The 15265-nt window shown below is 69.9% G+C and carries 18 protein-coding genes and 1 pseudogene; 13 read left to right on the top strand and 6 right to left on the bottom strand.

The window, feature by feature from the left end; all coding sequences use genetic code 11:
* Positions 1–102 precede the first annotated feature (102 nt).
* Positions 103–420 carry an ArsR/SmtB family transcription factor gene (locus ACZ4D5_RS16510; protein WP_467773089.1) on the top strand — a complete coding sequence of 106 codons (318 nt, stop codon included), beginning with the start codon at positions 103–105 and terminating at the stop codon, positions 418–420.
* An 81-nt stretch (positions 421–501) separates the two neighbouring features.
* Here ACZ4D5_RS16510 and ACZ4D5_RS16515 read toward each other — a convergent pair whose 3' ends face one another.
* Positions 502–978 carry a nucleoside deaminase gene (locus ACZ4D5_RS16515; protein WP_467773090.1) on the bottom strand — a complete coding sequence of 159 codons (477 nt, stop codon included), beginning with the start codon at positions 976–978 and terminating at the stop codon, positions 502–504.
* A complete protein-coding gene (locus ACZ4D5_RS16520; RefSeq protein ID WP_467773091.1) occupies positions 962–1936 on the bottom strand; it encodes an isopenicillin N synthase family dioxygenase in 975 nt (324 codons plus the stop codon). The genes ACZ4D5_RS16515 and ACZ4D5_RS16520 overlap by 17 nt, the downstream gene beginning before the upstream one ends.
* A 122-nt stretch (positions 1937–2058) precedes the next feature.
* Here ACZ4D5_RS16520 and ACZ4D5_RS16525 point away from each other — a divergent pair, with 122 nt between their 5' ends.
* On the top strand, positions 2059–3036 hold the full coding sequence (locus tag ACZ4D5_RS16525; RefSeq protein WP_467773092.1) for a DMT family transporter: 978 nt from the start codon (positions 2059–2061) through the stop codon (positions 3034–3036).
* Here ACZ4D5_RS16525 and ACZ4D5_RS16530 read toward each other — a convergent pair.
* Both ACZ4D5_RS16530 and ACZ4D5_RS16535 read right to left on the bottom strand, forming a co-directional pair.
* Positions 2939–3829, bottom strand: a pseudogene (locus ACZ4D5_RS16530) (LysR family transcriptional regulator); the annotation flags it as partial. The gene ACZ4D5_RS16525 and the pseudogene ACZ4D5_RS16530 sit on opposite strands and share 98 nt — an antisense overlap.
* A 6-nt stretch (positions 3830–3835) precedes the next feature.
* Positions 3836–4165: a PLD nuclease N-terminal domain-containing protein gene (locus tag ACZ4D5_RS16535; RefSeq protein ID WP_467773093.1), complete on the bottom strand. Its 330-nt coding sequence runs from the start codon at positions 4163–4165 to the stop codon at positions 3836–3838.
* A gap of 89 nt (positions 4166–4254) precedes the next feature.
* Between ACZ4D5_RS16535 and ACZ4D5_RS16540 the strand changes: the two genes are divergently transcribed.
* From ACZ4D5_RS16540 to ACZ4D5_RS16550, 3 genes are read left to right on the top strand one after another with little or no spacing between them, the layout of a single operon-like run.
* Positions 4255–5712, top strand: coding sequence for a menaquinone biosynthesis decarboxylase (locus ACZ4D5_RS16540; protein ID WP_467773094.1), 1458 nt, complete (start codon positions 4255–4257; stop codon positions 5710–5712).
* The gene (mqnP, locus tag ACZ4D5_RS16545; protein WP_467773095.1) at positions 5709–6611 is read left to right on the top strand and encodes a menaquinone biosynthesis prenyltransferase MqnP; all 903 of its coding nucleotides are present in this window, start codon (positions 5709–5711) and stop codon (positions 6609–6611) included. Before ACZ4D5_RS16540 ends, mqnP begins: the two co-directional genes overlap by 4 nt.
* Positions 6612–6635: 24 nt before the next feature.
* Positions 6636–7337, top strand: a complete 702-nt coding sequence (locus tag ACZ4D5_RS16550) for a UbiX family flavin prenyltransferase (protein WP_467773096.1) — start codon at positions 6636–6638, stop codon at positions 7335–7337.
* Here ACZ4D5_RS16550 and ACZ4D5_RS16555 read toward each other — a convergent pair.
* Positions 7334–7465, bottom strand: a complete 132-nt coding sequence (locus tag ACZ4D5_RS16555; RefSeq protein ID WP_467773097.1) for a hypothetical protein — start codon at positions 7463–7465, stop codon at positions 7334–7336. The genes ACZ4D5_RS16550 and ACZ4D5_RS16555 overlap by 4 nt on opposite strands.
* A gap of 133 nt (positions 7466–7598) precedes the next feature.
* Here ACZ4D5_RS16555 and ACZ4D5_RS16560 point away from each other — a divergent pair, with 133 nt between their 5' ends.
* The 8 genes from ACZ4D5_RS16560 to ACZ4D5_RS16595 all read left to right on the top strand — a co-directional run bounded on the left by ACZ4D5_RS16560 (position 7599) and on the right by ACZ4D5_RS16595 (position 14391).
* Positions 7599–8054, top strand: coding sequence for an Lrp/AsnC family transcriptional regulator (locus ACZ4D5_RS16560; protein ID WP_365367564.1), 456 nt, complete (start codon positions 7599–7601; stop codon positions 8052–8054).
* Between the two features lie 54 nt (positions 8055–8108).
* Complete coding sequence (gene mqnE, locus ACZ4D5_RS16565) at positions 8109–9272, top strand: aminofutalosine synthase MqnE (protein ID WP_467773098.1); 1164 nt, start codon at positions 8109–8111, stop codon at positions 9270–9272.
* A gap of 12 nt (positions 9273–9284) precedes the next feature.
* Positions 9285–9809, top strand: coding sequence for a GNAT family N-acetyltransferase (locus ACZ4D5_RS16570; RefSeq protein WP_467773099.1), 525 nt, complete (start codon positions 9285–9287; stop codon positions 9807–9809).
* A 104-nt stretch (positions 9810–9913) separates the two neighbouring features.
* Positions 9914–10213, top strand: a complete 300-nt coding sequence (locus tag ACZ4D5_RS16575; protein WP_467773100.1) for a DUF4229 domain-containing protein — start codon at positions 9914–9916, stop codon at positions 10211–10213.
* A 409-nt stretch (positions 10214–10622) separates the two neighbouring features.
* Complete coding sequence (locus ACZ4D5_RS16580) at positions 10623–11987, top strand: dicarboxylate/amino acid:cation symporter (protein ID WP_467773101.1); 1365 nt, start codon at positions 10623–10625, stop codon at positions 11985–11987.
* Positions 11988–12176: 189 nt separating this feature from the next.
* Positions 12177–12953: a hypothetical protein gene (locus tag ACZ4D5_RS16585; RefSeq protein WP_467773102.1), complete on the top strand. Its 777-nt coding sequence runs from the start codon at positions 12177–12179 to the stop codon at positions 12951–12953.
* 30 nt (positions 12954–12983) lie between these two features.
* Positions 12984–13676 (top strand): hypothetical protein, encoded by a 693-nt coding sequence (locus ACZ4D5_RS16590; RefSeq protein ID WP_467773103.1) that lies wholly within the window; start codon positions 12984–12986, stop codon positions 13674–13676.
* A gap of 94 nt (positions 13677–13770) precedes the next feature.
* On the top strand, positions 13771–14391 hold the full coding sequence (locus ACZ4D5_RS16595) for a TetR/AcrR family transcriptional regulator (RefSeq protein WP_467773569.1): 621 nt from the start codon (positions 13771–13773) through the stop codon (positions 14389–14391).
* A gap of 24 nt (positions 14392–14415) precedes the next feature.
* On the opposite strand, the gene ACZ4D5_RS16600 is transcribed toward ACZ4D5_RS16595, so the two are convergent.
* On the bottom strand, positions 14416–15231 hold the full coding sequence (locus ACZ4D5_RS16600; RefSeq protein ID WP_467773104.1) for a MaoC/PaaZ C-terminal domain-containing protein: 816 nt from the start codon (positions 15229–15231) through the stop codon (positions 14416–14418).
* Positions 15232–15265: the final 34 nt, after the last annotated feature.

Below are 15265 nucleotides of genomic sequence, written 5' to 3' on the forward strand. Positions count from 1 at the left end.
AAGCGAACACCCGGGAGTGTATGGTTTTCATCGAACACTCGGCAAGGCGGCCGCCGGGGCGCCGGGCGCGGCGCTCGGCGCGGCGGAAGAGAGGCGGCGGGCATGGTGAGTCACCGCGCGGCACCCGTGCACACGCACCCCGACGACGTCTCCGTGCAGACCGCGCTCGCCGCGCTCGCCGACCCCGTACGGCTTCACCTGGTAAGGGAGTTGGCGGGCTCCGGCGAGTGGACCCGGGCCTGCGGCAGCTTCGACGTCGCCGTCGGCAAGGCCGCCCTGAGCCACCACTTCGCGACGCTGCGCGCGGCCGGGCTCGTCGAGCAGCGCGACGAGGGCGCCCGGCGCGTCAACCGCCTGCGCCGCGCGGAGTTCGAGGCCCGCTTCCCCGGGCTCCTCGCGCTGGTGCTGCGCGAGGACTGAACTCCCGTGGGAGAGGACTGGACTCCCGCAGAAGAGGACTGGACTCCCGCAGGACAGGGCCGAACTCCCGCAGGAGCAGGGCTACTCGCCGATGTCCTCGCCCCACACCTCCGGCCGCTCCGCCGTGAACCGGCGCATCATCGCCACGCACTCCGCGTCGTCGAGCAGCACGACCTCCACGCCGTGCTCCGCCAGCCAGTCGTGCCCGCCGCGGAAGGTCCGGGCCTCGCCCACGACCACCCGTGAGATCCCGAACTGCCGCACCAGGCCGCTGCAGTACCAGCACGGCGAGAGCGTCGTGACCATCGTCGTGCCGCGGTACGAGCGCTGCCGGCCCGCCGCGCGGAACGCCGACGTCTCCGCGTGCGCCGACGGATCGCCGTCCTGCACGCGCCTGTTGTGCCCGCGGCCCAGCAGCGTGCCGTCGGCGGCGTAGAGCGCGGCGCCGATCGGGATACCGCCCTCGGCGAGGCCCTGGCGGGCCTCCCGCACGGCGGTCGCGAGCCACGCGCGGTCCCGCTCCCCGGCCGCCGGCGGCACCTCAGCCGTCGGTGGCATCGCCGGACTCCACCGTGATCGCGTCCAACTGGCCCCGCAGATACGCGTGCGAGTCGATGCCCCTGACGTCCGTGCCCGGATCGCACTCGTAGAAGTAGACGAGCGACATCAGCTCCTCGGCGGGTTCCTCGGCGGGCGGCGGAAGCACCCGGTGGCGGCCCGACTGCCAGCGCCCGTCCGTCCAACGCGCCATCAGATCACCGATGTTGACGGTGAACGCCGCCGGGTCGAAGGGTGCGTCCTCCCAGCCGCCCTCGTCCGTGAAGACCTGGAGTCCGCCCCGGCCCGCCTGCCGGTCCAGGACCGTGACCGTGCCGAAGTCGGTGTGCGGGCCGATGCGGAACTGGCCCGGCTCCGGCTCGCCCACGGTCTCCCGCCCCGGATACCAGTTGATGTTGAAGCCCCACGTGGGGTGCCCGGTGTGCCGGGTGAAGAAGTCCTCGCCCTCGCCGAGCGCGGCGCCGAGCAGTTCGAGGAGGCGGTCCGAGAGCGACCGCATCTCCCGCAGGTACGTCTGGACGAGGGCCCGCAGCTCGGGCGTCTCGTCCGGCCAGGTGTTGGGCGCGAACCACTCGGCGTCCACGGCCGTGTTCCCGGTCGGTTCGTCGGCCGCGAAGGACAGCGACTCCTTGAGGTCCGGGGGAGCGGCCGTGCCCTCCGCGTAGCTGTTGGCCTCGGCGCCGGGGCCCAGCCAGCCGCGCCCGCCGACCTTCACCGCGTACGGCTGCTTCGTCTCGGCGGGCAGGTGGAAGAAGCCGCGGGCCGACGCCCGGATCGCCGCGCGCAGGGCCGGGTCGACGCCGTGCCCGGTCACCAGGAGGAACCCTGCCGTGCGCAGGGCTTCGTCGACGGTGCGCGCCGTGCGCGCGCGGGCCTCGGGGTCGCCGGACAGCCACGGGCCGAGGTCGACCGTCGGGATGCGGGGTGCGTCCGTCGGGGTGCGGGGTGCGCTGCTCATGCCTGACATCGTGCCCGCGCGAGGCCCCTGTCAGGCCTCATCGGCAGCGCCGATCGGCCCATCGGAAGGACGCCCCACCGGCGCGTGGACCAGGGCGTACGGCCGCTCGTAGCTTCGTCGGCATGACAGCGAACACCTCTTCGGAACGCACCTCGGAACGCTCGGGCACGGCCCAGCTCACCGCCGCCATGGCGCTCTCCGGAACCCTCGGCATCTTCGTCGTCGAGTCCGGCGCGTCGGCCTTCAACGTCGTCTTCTTCCGCGTCCTGTTCGGCGCCCTCGCCCTCGGCGCGTACGCCGCCGCCCGCGGCTACTTCCGCGACCACGGCCTCACCCTCGGGAAGCTCTCGCTCGCCGCGCTCGGCGGGGTGTTCATCGTCTTCAACTGGGTGTTCCTCTTCTCGGCGTACGAGGCCACCTCGATCTCCCTGGCCACCGTCGTCTACCACACGCAGCCGTTCTTCCTGGTGCTGCTCAGCGCCCTCGTCCTGCGCGAGCGCCTGTCCCGCTTCCAACTGGGCTGGCTGGCGGCCGCGTTCGCGGGGCTCGTGCTGGTCTCCGGGGTGCGGCCGGGCGACGCGGGCTCACTCGCGGGCATCGGCCTCGCGCTGCTCGCCGCGCTCCTCTACGCCCTGTCCACGCTCGTCACCAAGCGCGTCACCGGGGTGCGCCCGCACCTGATCGCCCTCGTCCAAGTCGTCGTCGGCATCCCGCTGTTGCTGCCCTTCGCCGACTTCGGCGCGATGAGCGGCACCGGCACCGGATGGGCCTGGCTGGTCGGCCTCGGCGTGATCCACACCGGCCTGATGTACGTCCTGATGTACGCGGCGTACGCGAAGCTGCCCACCGCCAAGATCGCGGTGCTCGCCTTCACCTACCCCGCGGTCGCGATGGTCGCCGACTGGGCGGTCTACGGCCACCACATCGGGCTCGTCCAGGCGCTCGGCGTCCCGCTGATCGTGCTCGCGAGCCTCAGGGTCACGCTGGCCCGGCCGGCGAACCCTGCTCCCGCACGAGCCGCACGGCCTGCTCCACGAACAGCCGCACATGGGACGGAAGACGCTTCCCCGACCGCCACGCGAGCTGCGTCCACAGCGTGAACGGCGGCGCCCACGGCAGCCGCACCAGCGTGCCGTCCGCCAGCTCCCTGGCCACCGCCACGGCGGGAAGGAGCGCCACCCCGAGCCCGCCGGCCACGCCCTGCTTCGTCGCCTCGATCGTGCCGAACTCCATGAACGGCGGCGGCTCCCCGGTCCGCGTCCGCAGCTCGTCCTCGAAGAGGTCCCGGTAGGGACAGCCGGGTTCGGTGCCGACGAGCTGCACGGAGGCCAGATCGCCGGTGGTGAGCGGGGCGCCCCCGCGCGCGGTCAGCGGATGGTCCGGCGCGCAGACCAGGACCAGCGGCTCCTCGGCGAGGACCTCGCTCTCCAGGCCCTGGTGCCCGGTCTCCGGCTCCATCAGGAACCCCACGTCGTACGTCCCCTGGCGCAGTGCCCGCCGGGTCTCGTCGCCCAGGGTGGGGCGCAGTGAGAGCCGCACCTTCGGGTAGCGGTGGTGGAAGAGTTCGAGCAGCGGCGGAAGCCGGTAGGAGGTCAGCGACTCCATCGTGCCGACCGCGATCGCGCCGGACGGCTCGTCGGCGCCGACGACCGCGGCCCGTGCCTCGTCGGCGAGGTCGATGATCTGCCGGGCGTAGGGCAGCAGCCGCTCACCGGCCTCGGTCAGGCGGATCCGGCTGCCGAGCCGGTCGAAGAGCTCGGCGCCGAGGGACGATTCGAGGGCGCGGATCTGGCTGGTGACGCTGGACTGGGCGTACTTCAGCTCGGTGGCGGCCCGGGTGAAGCTGAGGACGGTGGCGACCTTCTCGAAGGTCACGAGCAGCCGCAGTTCCACGGGGTCTCAGTCCTCGCCCCGGTCCCGCTTCTTCTTCTCGTCGGGGTCCTCGTCCCTGAGGGACTTGAGGAACTCGGGGTTGTCGTCGGGCGCCACCCACTGGGTCCGGCCGCGACCGCGCCCGATGCCGCCGCCGCCCGCGCCGGGAGCATGGCGCACCTTGCCGGTGACGAACCAGGCGATGGGACCGAGCAGCACCTCGCCGAAGAGCAGCACGATGATGACCCACACCACCTTGGGGAGGTGCTTGACCTCCTTCTCCGGGGTGTTCAGGACGTCGATGAAGGCATAGATCCACACTGCCAGGACCAGCAGGAACGGCAGATACCTGAGCATGGTGGCGCGATCCCCCAAGAGGCGACGGCGGGTGGCGTGCGAGCCCCCGGTGACGGGGCCAGGGTAGCCGGTGCCGGATACTGGAACGCATGGCTTACGACGATCTTCGCTCCCTGCTCCGTGCACTGGAGCGCGAGGGCGATCTCAAGCGCATCAAGGCCGAGGTCGACCCGTACCTGGAGGTCGGCGAGATCGTCGACCGGGTGCAGAAGTCCGGCGGTCCCGCGCTCCTCTTCGAGAACGTCAAGGGTTCGTCGATGCCCCTGGCGATGAACGTGTACGGGACGGACCGCCGCCTGCTCAAGGCGCTCGGCCTGAAGTCCTACGGCGAGATCAGCGAGAAGATCGGCGGCCTGCTCAAGCCGGAGCTGCCGCACGGCTTCGTCGGCATCCGTGAGGCGTTCGGCAAGCTCGGCGCGATGACGCACGTACCGCCGAAGAAGGTGAAGGGCGAGAACGCCCCCGTCCAGGAGGTCGTCCTCACCGGCGACGACGTGGACCTGGAGCGGCTGCCCGCGCTCTTCACCTGGCCCGAGGACGGCGGCTCCTTCTTCAACCTGGGCCTGACCCACACCAAGGACCCGGACACCGGGGTGCGCAACCTCGGCCTGTACCGCCTCCAGCGCCACGACAAGCGCACCATCGGCATGCACTGGCAGATCCACAAGGACAGCCGCAACCACTACCAGGTCGCCGCCCGCAGGGGCGAGAAGCTCCCGGTCGCGATCGCCTTCGGCTGCCCGCCGGCCGTCACGTACGCGTCGTCGGCGCCGCTGCCCGGTGACATGGACGAGTACATGCTCGCCGGGTTCATCCAGGGCAAGCGCGTCGAGATGGTCGACTGCAAGACCGTGCCGCTGCAGGTCCCCGCGCACGCCGAGGTCGTCATCGAGGGCTGGCTGGAGCCCGGCGAGATGCTGCCGGAGGGGCCCTTCGGCGACCACACCGGCTTCTACACGCCGCAGGAGCCGTTCCCCGCGCTGAAGATCGACTGCGTGACGATGCGGCGGCGCCCGCTGCTCCAGTCGATCGTGGTGGGCCGCCCGCCGACGGAGGACGGTCCGCTGGGCCGGGCGACGGAGCGGTTCTTCCTCCCCCTCCTCAAGGTGATCGTCCCGGACATCGTGGACTACCACCTGCCGGAGTCGGGCGGCTTCCACAACTGCGCGATCGTCTCGATCGACAAGAAGTACCCGAAGCACGCGCAGAAGGTCATGCACGCCATCTGGGGCGCGCACATGATGTCGCTGACGAAGCTGATCATCGTGGTGGACAAGGACTGCGACGTGCACAACCTGCACGAGGTGTCCTGGCGCGCGCTCGGCAACACCGACTACGCCCGCGACCTCACCGTCGTCGAGGGCCCGGTCGACCACCTCGACCACGCCTCGTACCAGCAGTTCTGGGGCGGCAAGGCGGGCATCGACGCGACGAAGAAGCTCCCCGAAGAGGGGTACGTACGGGACGGGGGCTGGCCGAACATGGTCGAGTCCGACCCGGAGACGGCGGCGACGGTCGACCGCCGCTGGAAGGAGTACGGGCTGTGAGCTCAGCCTCCGCCGCGATCCCGCAGCCGGGGCGCACCAAGGCGTTCCTGCGGCTCGTCATGATCGAGCACTCCGTCTTCGCGCTGCCCTTCGCCTACATCGCGTCCCTGACCGCCATGTTCCAGCTCGACAAGAACATCCACTGGGGGCGGCTGCTCCTGGTGACGATCTGCATGGTCGGCCTGCGGACGTTCGCCATGGCCGCGAACCGGATCATCGACCGCGAGATCGACGCCCGTAACCCGAGGACCGCCCACCGCGAGCTGGTCACGGGCGCGGTGTCGGTGAAGTCCGCGTGGACGGGCGCGCTCATCGCGCTGGTGATCTTCCTGGGCTCGGCGGCCCTGCTCAACCCGCTGTGCCTGGCGCTCGCGCCGATCGCGGTGATCCCGATGGTCGTCTATCCGTACGGCAAGCGGTTCACCAACTTCCCGCAGGCGATCCTCGGCATCGCCCAGGCGATGGGCCCGGTCGGCGCCTGGATCGCGATCACGGGCGAGTGGTCCTGGCACGCGGTCGTCCTCGGCCTCGCGGTCGGCATCTGGATCGGCGGCTTCGACCTGATCTACGCCTGCCAGGACGTGGAGACCGACCGCGAGGTCGGCGTGATGTCGGTGCCCGCGCGGTTCGGCATCCCGGCCGCGATCCGGGGCGCGCGCGCCTGCCACCTGGTGACCACGGCGCTGTTCGTCTGGTACGCGGCGCTCACCGACGCGGGGGCGTTCTTCTGGCTGGGGCTCGCGGTCGTCGCGGGCGCGTTCGTGTACGAGCACTCGATCGTCAAGCCGCACGACCTGTCCCGTCTGAACCGCGCCTTCTTCCAGGTGAACGGTTTCATCGGGATCGCCCTGTTCGTGTGCGCGCTGCTCGATCTGCTCGTACGCGGGCTCACCGTCTGAACGGCCGCCGGATAGGCTCACAGCGTGAATCCAGGAGATACGCAGCGTAAGCCTTGGATCGTGGGGGTGTCGGGGGCCTCGGGTACCCCGTACGCCGCCGCCGTGCTGCGCGCTCTGCTCGCCGCGGGCGAAAGCGTCGACCTCGTCGTCTCCCGCGCCTCGCGGCTGACGCTGCTCGACGAGACGGGCATCTCGTTCCGTGACGCGCACTGGCGCGAGGATCTGCGGCAGTGGCTGGCGCGCGGCGCGGACGGCAAGCCGGACACGTTCGACGTGGGCGGGGAGTCCCTGGCCGACGTGCGGTACTGGGCCGCGGGCGACATGGCGGCGGGGCCGTCATCGGGGTCGTACGCGACGCGCGGGATGCTGATCGTGCCCGCGTCCACGGCGTGCGTGGCGGGCGTGGCGCTCGGGCTCTCGAAGGATCTGCTGCAGCGGTCGGCGAGCGTGACGCTGAAGGAAGGCCGACGGCTCGTGGTCTGCGTACGCGAGACGCCGCTGAACGGGCAGACGCTGAAGCACCTGGTGGGCCTGGACGAGGCGGGCGCGCACGTGCTGCCCGCCTCTCCGGCGTTCTACGCGGGGGCGACGCACATCCAGGATCTGGTGGACTTCGTCGCCGGGCGGGTGCTGGACGCGGCAGGCGTGCCGCACAGCTTGTACCGCCGTTGGGAGGGAGAGCTCGGCTCCGGATCCGGAGGTGGCTCTGGCTCCCGTGGGGACTAGCGCTTCTTGTCGGCGCGCTTCTTGCGGGCCGACGCCTTGGGCGCGGGGGTGGGCTGGTGGGCACGCGAGCGGTTGGCCATGTCCTGGAGCTCGCGCATGCGGGCGTAGGCCATCTCGATCGAGTACACGGGTGACTCACTCCTGAAGGATCGTCGTTGATCGGCTGAGATTGAGAAAGATTCACAGGGTGCGAACCCTGTTGCGCCTTAGATTCTACACATAGACTCGCGGTATCGCTGAATAATGAAAGGCATCGCACCTATGGACGCCGTGGACAGGCAGCTCATCCAGGCACTGCGGGAGAACGGCCGGGCCTCGTACGCCGAACTCGGGCGGCTCGTGGGCCTCTCCGGGCCCAGCGTCACGGACCGGATCAACCGTCTCGAGGCGGCCGGTGTCATCACGGGTTACCGCGCGACCGTCGACTCCGCCTCGCTCGGCCTCGGCGTCATCGCCCTCATCGGTATCTCGCTCTCCGACGCCGCCGACCACGAGGACGTGGCGCGGCGCCTGAAGGACCTGCACGAGATCGAGGACTGCTGGTTCATCGCGGGCGACGACTCGTACATGCTCAAGGTCAGGGCCAGCGACGTGGACGGCCTGGAGAAGACGATCCGCAGGCTCAGCGGCACCCGCGGGGTCTCCCGCACCCGGACCACGATCGTGCTCTCCACCAAGTGGGAGAACCGGGTCGGGGAGCTTCCGGAAGAGGCGTAGGCGTACCGTGGGCGAGGCTCGATGTACGTAGACATGTGGAGAGGCGGCCGGGGTATGGACGCGGGGCTCAAGCGTGAGCTGGAGCAGAAGGTCCGGGACGGCGAGCGGCTGTCCCGCGAGGACGGCATCGCGCTCTACGAGTCGGACGACCTGGCCTGGCTCGGCGGCCTCGCCCACGAGGTGCGCACGCGCAAGAACGGCGACGTCGTGCACTTCAACGTCAACCGCCACCTCAACATGACGAACGTGTGCACCGCGTCCTGCGCGTACTGCTCGTTCCAGCGCAAGCCGGGCGAGAAGGACGCGTACACGATGCGCATCGAGGAGGCCGTCCGCCTCGCCAAGGCGATGGAGAACGAGAACCTCACCGAGCTGCACATCGTCAACGGCCTGCACCCGAACCTGCCGTGGCGCTACTACCCGCGTTCGCTGAGCGAGCTCAAGAAGGCGCTCCCGAACGTGTCGTTGAAGGCCTTCACGGCCACGGAGATCCACCACTTCGAGACGATCTCCGGCCTGTCCGCCTCCGAGATCCTCGACGAGCTCATCGAGGCCGGCCTGGAGTCGCTGACCGGCGGCGGCGCGGAGATCTTCGACTGGGAGGTCCGGCAGCACATCGTCGACCACCGCACCCACTGGGAGGACTGGTCGCGCATCCACCGCCTCGCGCACGAGAAGGGTCTGAAGACCCCGTGCACGATGCTGTACGGCCACATCGAGGAGCGCCGCCACCGCGTCGACCACGTGCTCCGGCTGCGTGAGCTGCAGGACGAGACCGGCGGCTTCCAGGTCTTCATCCCGCTGCGCTACCAGCACGACTTCGTCGACATGCAGGACGGCAAGGTCCGCAACAAGCTCCAGGCGCGCACCACCATGGCGTCCGGCGCGGAGGCCCTGAAGACCTTCGCCGTCTCGCGCCTCCTCTTCGACAACGTCCCGCACGTCAAGGTCTTCTGGGTCATGCACGGCCTGCACACCACGCAGCTCGCGCTCCAGCACGGCGCGGACGACATGGACGGCTCGGTCGTCGAGTACAAGATCACGCACGACGCGGACAACTTCGGTACGCCGAACAAGCTGACCCGCGAGGACCTCCTCGACCTGATCCGCGAGGCCGGCTTCCGCCCGGTCGAGCGCAACACCCGCTACGAGGCGATCCGCGAGTACGAGGGCCCCGACCCGATGCTGCGCGAGACGCCGCAGGCCATGCGCGTCTGAGGTCTCCCTCCCATGCCGCTCGCCTTCCAGCTCGATCCGCCGGTCGACGCCGCCCTGCGCGACGGGGTCCTCGACCTGTGGGTCGAGGTCACCGCGGCGGGCGGCGCCGTCGGGTTCGTGCCGCCGGTCACGGCCGACGAGATACGCCCCGAGTTCGTACGTCACCTGGTCGCGATGGCCGAGGGGCGCGCCCGCCTCCTCGTCGGCCGCGACGAGGAGGGCGCCGTCGCCGCGACCGCCTTCCTCACGCACAACACGCACCGGCTGATGAAGCACTGGCTGTGGCTCTACACGGTCATGGTCCACCCCCGCCACCAGGGCAGGGGCTACGGCCGCGAGCTGATGGCGGCCGCCGAGGACGCGGCCCGCGGGATCGACGGCATCGAGGCGATACGGCTCACCTGCCGGGGCGGCACCGGCGTCGACCGCTTCTACGCCTCCTGCGGATACAAGGAGGTCGGGCGCGTGCCCGGCGCCATCCGCGTCGGGCCGGGCGAGGACAGGGACGACGTCATGATGCTGCTGCCGCTGCCGTAGACCTGCTCCGGGACGTACCCCCTTGCCGCGCTCGGGGATTCCCATGCTTCACTGGAGAGGCTCGTCCAGCTCGGGCCCATTTCGGAACGGAAGAGTGGATTGACATGCTCCGCTACACGCTGATGCGCCTCGGGATCTTCGTGGGTTGCTTCTTGGTCGTCTGGGGCCTTGTCTACACCGAGATCCTGCCGCGCGGCCTCGGCGAGTCCAACCTGCTCTGGGTGCTGCTGCTCTCGCTGGTCATCTCCGCGCCCATCAGCTTCGTGGCCCTGCGCAAGGAGCGCGACCGCGCGTCCGAGCAGGTCGTCGCGAAGGTCGACCGCGCCAAGGCCAACCTGGAGGCGAATCGCACCCAGGAGGACAGCGCCGACGACGCCGCCCGCGCGCAGGCCCAGGGCTCGTAAGCTTCGTCACACACTTCTCGGAACCCCGGTCCCGGAGCGTCTCGCTCCGGGACCGGGGTTCCGTGCGTCGTGGGGGAGTTGGGGCCGCCGGGACGCCGATCAAGCGGGGGCAACCCCTCCGCTTACCTCAAACAAGACCTTTGATGTTCTCAAAGTGCAAGTGTTAACGTGTTCGACATGAAGACAGCAGCAGCGCACCGCAACGCCATGAGCGTCCCGCTCGTGGCGCGCCTGCATGTCGACCTCTGCCGCTGCATGTCCGCGGCCTGTCACGTCTGACCGTGACCCCCGCTGCAGCGGCGCCACCGATGCAAGCACCGGCTCCACTGGAGCTTCGCACCCCTAGTGGTTCGCGGTCGCCGCTCCCGTACGTCTCCCTCCCCCTTTCTGTCCTCACCGGAGTGTGTCCGTGTCCGCGAATTCCGCGACGCCCGCCGACAAGGCCGGCCAGACCGAGAAGCCCGAGTCCGGCTTCCGGATACCCAAGTTCCTCAAGATCCCGTTCTGGGCGCAGATCCTCGGCGGCCTCGTCCTCGGTGTCCTGCTCGGCTGGCTCGCCCGCAGCCAGGACATCTCCTGGCTGGTCACCACCCTCTCCAAGGTCGGTGACACCTTCATCGGGCTCCTGAAGCTGGCGGTCGCCCCGCTCGTCTTCTTCGCGATCCTGGTGTCGATCACCAACCTGCGGAAGGTCAACAACGCCGCGCGGCTGGCCACCCGCACCCTGCTGTGGTTCATGATCACCTCGCTGATCGCGGTGGCCATCGGCCTCGCCATCGGCCTGATCACCAACCCCGGCTCCGGCACCGGCCTGACCCCCAAGGACGGCAAGGCCCCCGACCACGCGGGCTCCTGGATCGACTTCCTGACCGGGATCATCCCGACGGACGTCATCACGCCGTTCACCGAGCTCAACGTCCTGCAGATCGTCTTCATGGCCGCCGTCGCCGGCATCGCCGTCCTGAAGATCGGCGACAAGGCCCAGCCGATCCTGGAGCTGAGCGAGTCCGTTCTCGCCCTCCTCCAGAAGGCCCTGTGGTGGGTCATCAAGCTCTCCCCGATCGGCACCGTCGGCCTCATCGGCTTCGCCATCGCGGACTACGGCTGGAACCTGATCAGCAAGTACGCGACCTTCACCGCCGACATCTACATCGGCTGCGCCCTGGTGATGTTCGGCGTCTACCCGCTGCTGCTCGCGTTCGTCGCCAAGGTCAACCCGCTCCAGTTCTTCAAGGGCGCCTGGCCCGCGATCCAGCTGGCCTTCGTCTCGCGCTCCTCGGTCGGCACCATGCCGATCACCCAGAAGGTCACCGAGCGCCTCGGTGTCCCGAAGGAGTACACGTCCTTCGCCGTGCCCTTCGGTGCGACCACCAAGATGGACGGCTGCGCCGCGATCTACCCGTCGATCGCCGCGATCTTCGTCGCGCAGATCTTCGACGTGAACCTGGGCATCAAGGAGTACCTGCTCATCGCGTTCGTGTCGGTCGTCGGCTCCGCCGCCACCGCCGGTCTCACCGGTGCCACCGTCATGCTGACGCTGACCCTGTCGACGCTCGGCCTGCCGATGGAGGGCGTGGGCCTGCTCCTCGCCATCGACCCGGTCCTGGACATGATGCGCACCGCCACGAACGTCGCCGGACAGGCGCTGGTCCCGGTGGTCGTCGCCGCCCGCGAGAAGATCCTCGACCGCGAGGCCTACGAGAGCGCCTCGTCCTCGCCGCTCGACGACTTCGACGAGTCCCCGTCGTCGCGTGCGGTGCCTGCGACCGCGTAAGGCCTACGGCTTCCTTTCCAACGCATCAGCCCCGCCCCGGAATTGATCCGGAGCGGGGCTTTTTCGTGGTCCTTTTTCCACGCCCTTGACGGCCGCATCGGCAGGTTTAATATGACCCTCACCAGTGGCGCCGAACGGCAGCTTGTGCTGGTACTCGGCGCCAGCCGATGGGGGAACGGAGGGGGCGTTGTGACGTCTTCCGACATTGAGGTCCAGCAGAAACAGAAGGTCGCCGATTCGCTGCAGTTCATCGACGGCCTCGAACTCGCCCTTCCGGAGATGACCTATTTCCCGGCAGGCGTGGCACTCCAGGAAGAAGAGGAGTCGGCCGCGGTCGTCGCGGGATCGGTCGTCGCCTTTACCGACGGCCTGAACGGCCAGCAGAAGTCCGACGTCCTCAACTCCACGCTGCTCGCGCAGCTCGCGGCGAACAAGAAGTACGACCGGGAGAAGGACACCGACAAGTGGTACGGGTTCTACCGGTCGGTGCTCGAACAGGTCGGCTGGGTCGTGCCGTCCTTCTCGTTCGCCAAGCTCTCGGTGGCCGGGTCGCGCTTCACCGTGGACCGGGCCGTCATCGCGCTGCTCCAGGCCATCGCCACGGGCGGCGAGCTGACGGTGGCGAAGGCCGCCATCGCGGCGCTGAAGGCCCTGCCGGACAGGGACCGGCGCGTGGTGCTCTTCGAGAGCAGCTCGCACAGCGAGAAGCTGGGAAACTTCCAGATCTCGGCGTGCGGCGTCTCCGCGCGCGACACCGTCGTGATGAAGATCGGCGCGTTCCACTTCAAGACCAACGAACGCGTCACGCGCGTGCTGTTCTTCAGCTTCCCGCGCTCCAGCACGACGATGTACCAGTCGCGGCAGACGATGACGCTCAACGAGGACGTGTACGAGCAGGTCCGTGAGTCGATCATCAAGAAGCTCGGCGACAAGGCCGACAAGTTCATCGACGAGTTGGAGATATGACGGAGCCGGGGCCATGACGGAGCTTGCGTCATGACGGTTCCGGTCCCGCGGGGCGGTGAGGCCGTCGCCGCTGTTGTCGGCGGCAGCCTCATCGCGTTTTCGGCGGAGGTTTCCGAGAGGCACAGGAAGGATGTCCTCCATTCCGTTCTCCTCGCGCAGCTCGTGGCCAACAAGAAGTGCGACCGGTTCCGGGAATCAGGGGACTGGTATCGCGCCAACGGGGAGACGCTTGAGCGCGTCGGGTGGGGAGTGGAGGATCACGAGGGGTTCTCGCCGTACCGGGCGCATGAGTTCCCGTTCGGAATTGCGGGCGTGATTCTGGAGAAGCTTCGTCGTGTCTCCGACAGGGGTGCCATGGAATTGGCAGGCGCCGCGCTGAAGGTGCTCGGGGAGATGAGTGAGGCGGAGCGTGCCGTTCAACTCCTGGAGCGCGAGGGCCATTTCGAGGGCTTCGGCAATTTTCAGGTGGCCGTCGTGGATGAGCACGAGGCGGATGTGGTCGCCTGCAGGATCGCCCGGTTCCGGCTGCGGGTCCTGGACCCGGACACGGCGGTGGGGCGGCTGCTGCACTCCGGCTTCCGTGCCGCGGACGAAGTGCTCGGGTCCTCGCAGGTGCTCCGCCTCAACGAGGAGGTGTACGGGCCGCTGCGGGGTGGCGTCGCCGAGAAGCTGGGGGCCCGGGTGGACGTGTGGATCGTGCCCGTGGGGCTCCGCATCCGGTAATCGTTCTTCGGCCTCCGTTGACCGTACGCTGACCTGTGAACGGACAGCGTGGGAAAGCGGGGGCCGGGTGGGCGAGAAGCGGCGGCAGACGAGGATGCCGCGGGCCGTGCGTGAGCAGCAGATGCTGGACGCGGCGGTGCGGATCTTCGGGCAGCGGGGGTATCGGGCCGCGTCCATGGACGAGATCGCGGAGCTCGCCGGGGTGTCGAAGCCGCTGGTGTATCTGTACCTGAACTCCAAGGAGGAGCTCTTCAGCGCGTGCATACGCCGGGAGGCCGCGGCGCTGGTGGACGCGGTGCGGAGCGGGGTGAGCGAGCCCTCGGGGGAGGGTGCCGATCGCCAACTCTGGGACGGGCTGCGGGCGTTCTTCACGCACACCGCCGAGCGGCCCGACGGGTGGGCCGTGCTGCACAGCCAGGCGCGGACGCAGGGGGAGCCGTTCGCGGCCGAGGTCGCCGCGATGCGGGAGGAGATCGTCGCGTTCGTGACGTCGCTGATCGCGGAGGCGGCGCGGTCGGCGCACGGCGATCCCTCGCTGCCGGACCGCGAAGTCGCGGGGCTCGCCCAGGCGTTGGTGGGCGCGGCGGAGTCCCTCGCGGGCTGGGCCAACACGGATGCGTCCGTGTCGGCGAAGGAGGCCGCGGCGACGCTCATGAACTTCGCGTGGGCGGGCCTCGGCGATCTGATGGAGGGGCGGCGCTGGGCTCCGTCGTGACGTCTTTCCGCGGGGCGCCTTCCCTCAGCGGGGTGTGACCTCGCCCCTTACGTGCAACTGGCCTTCGGGGCCGCGGAGTTCGAAGGCCGTGCCCTGGGATCCGTACGTCACCGCGGCCGGCAGCGGGACCGGCGCCTTGAACTCCGCGTGGACGTGGACGGGGCCGTCGGCGCCGTGCTGGGCCAGGCAGCGGGCCACGGTCCACATGCCGTGGGCGATGGCGCGGGGGAAGCCGAAGAGGCGGGCGGTCAGGGGGTGCAGGTGGATGGGGTTGCGGTCGCCGCTGACGGAGGCGTAGCGGCGGCCGAGGTCGGGGGCCAGGTGCCAGGTGGGTCCGGCCGGGAGGGGGGCCGGGGGCCGCTCGGGCCGGGGCCCGGCCGTTGCGGTCCCGTGCGTCGCGTGCCGGGCCAGGTACGTGCTGCTCGACTCCCAGAGCGGCGTGCCGTCCTTCGCCCGCGCCTCGGTCACGAGGGTGGCCTCGGTGCCGCGGCGGTGCGGGCCCAACGTCTCTGTGTGAACGTCAAGTCGAAGCTCCTCGCCGGGCTGGAGGGCGCGGTGCTGGGTGATGTCGATGGACGTGTGCACGAGCCCGAGGAGGGGCAGCGGGAAGTCCCTGGCGGTCATCAGGCGCATGGCCAGGGGGAAGGCGAGGACGTGCGGATACGTGAGCGGCACGCTGTCGCGCCCGGTGGCGAACCCGCAGACGCGCTCGTAGGCGGCGAGGTGGCGGGGATCGGGGGCGGGGGCGGAGACGAGGTGGCCGCGGGGCGGCCGCGCGTCCGGGCGGGGGCGCTTGAAGGGGGAGAGCAGGGCGGCACGGAGGAGGGCGGTGCTGGGCATCGTGACCTTTCGCGGGGGCCGGGGGCGGGTGAGT

It is taken from the genome of Streptomyces sp. NPDC025651 (assembly GCF_055558735.1).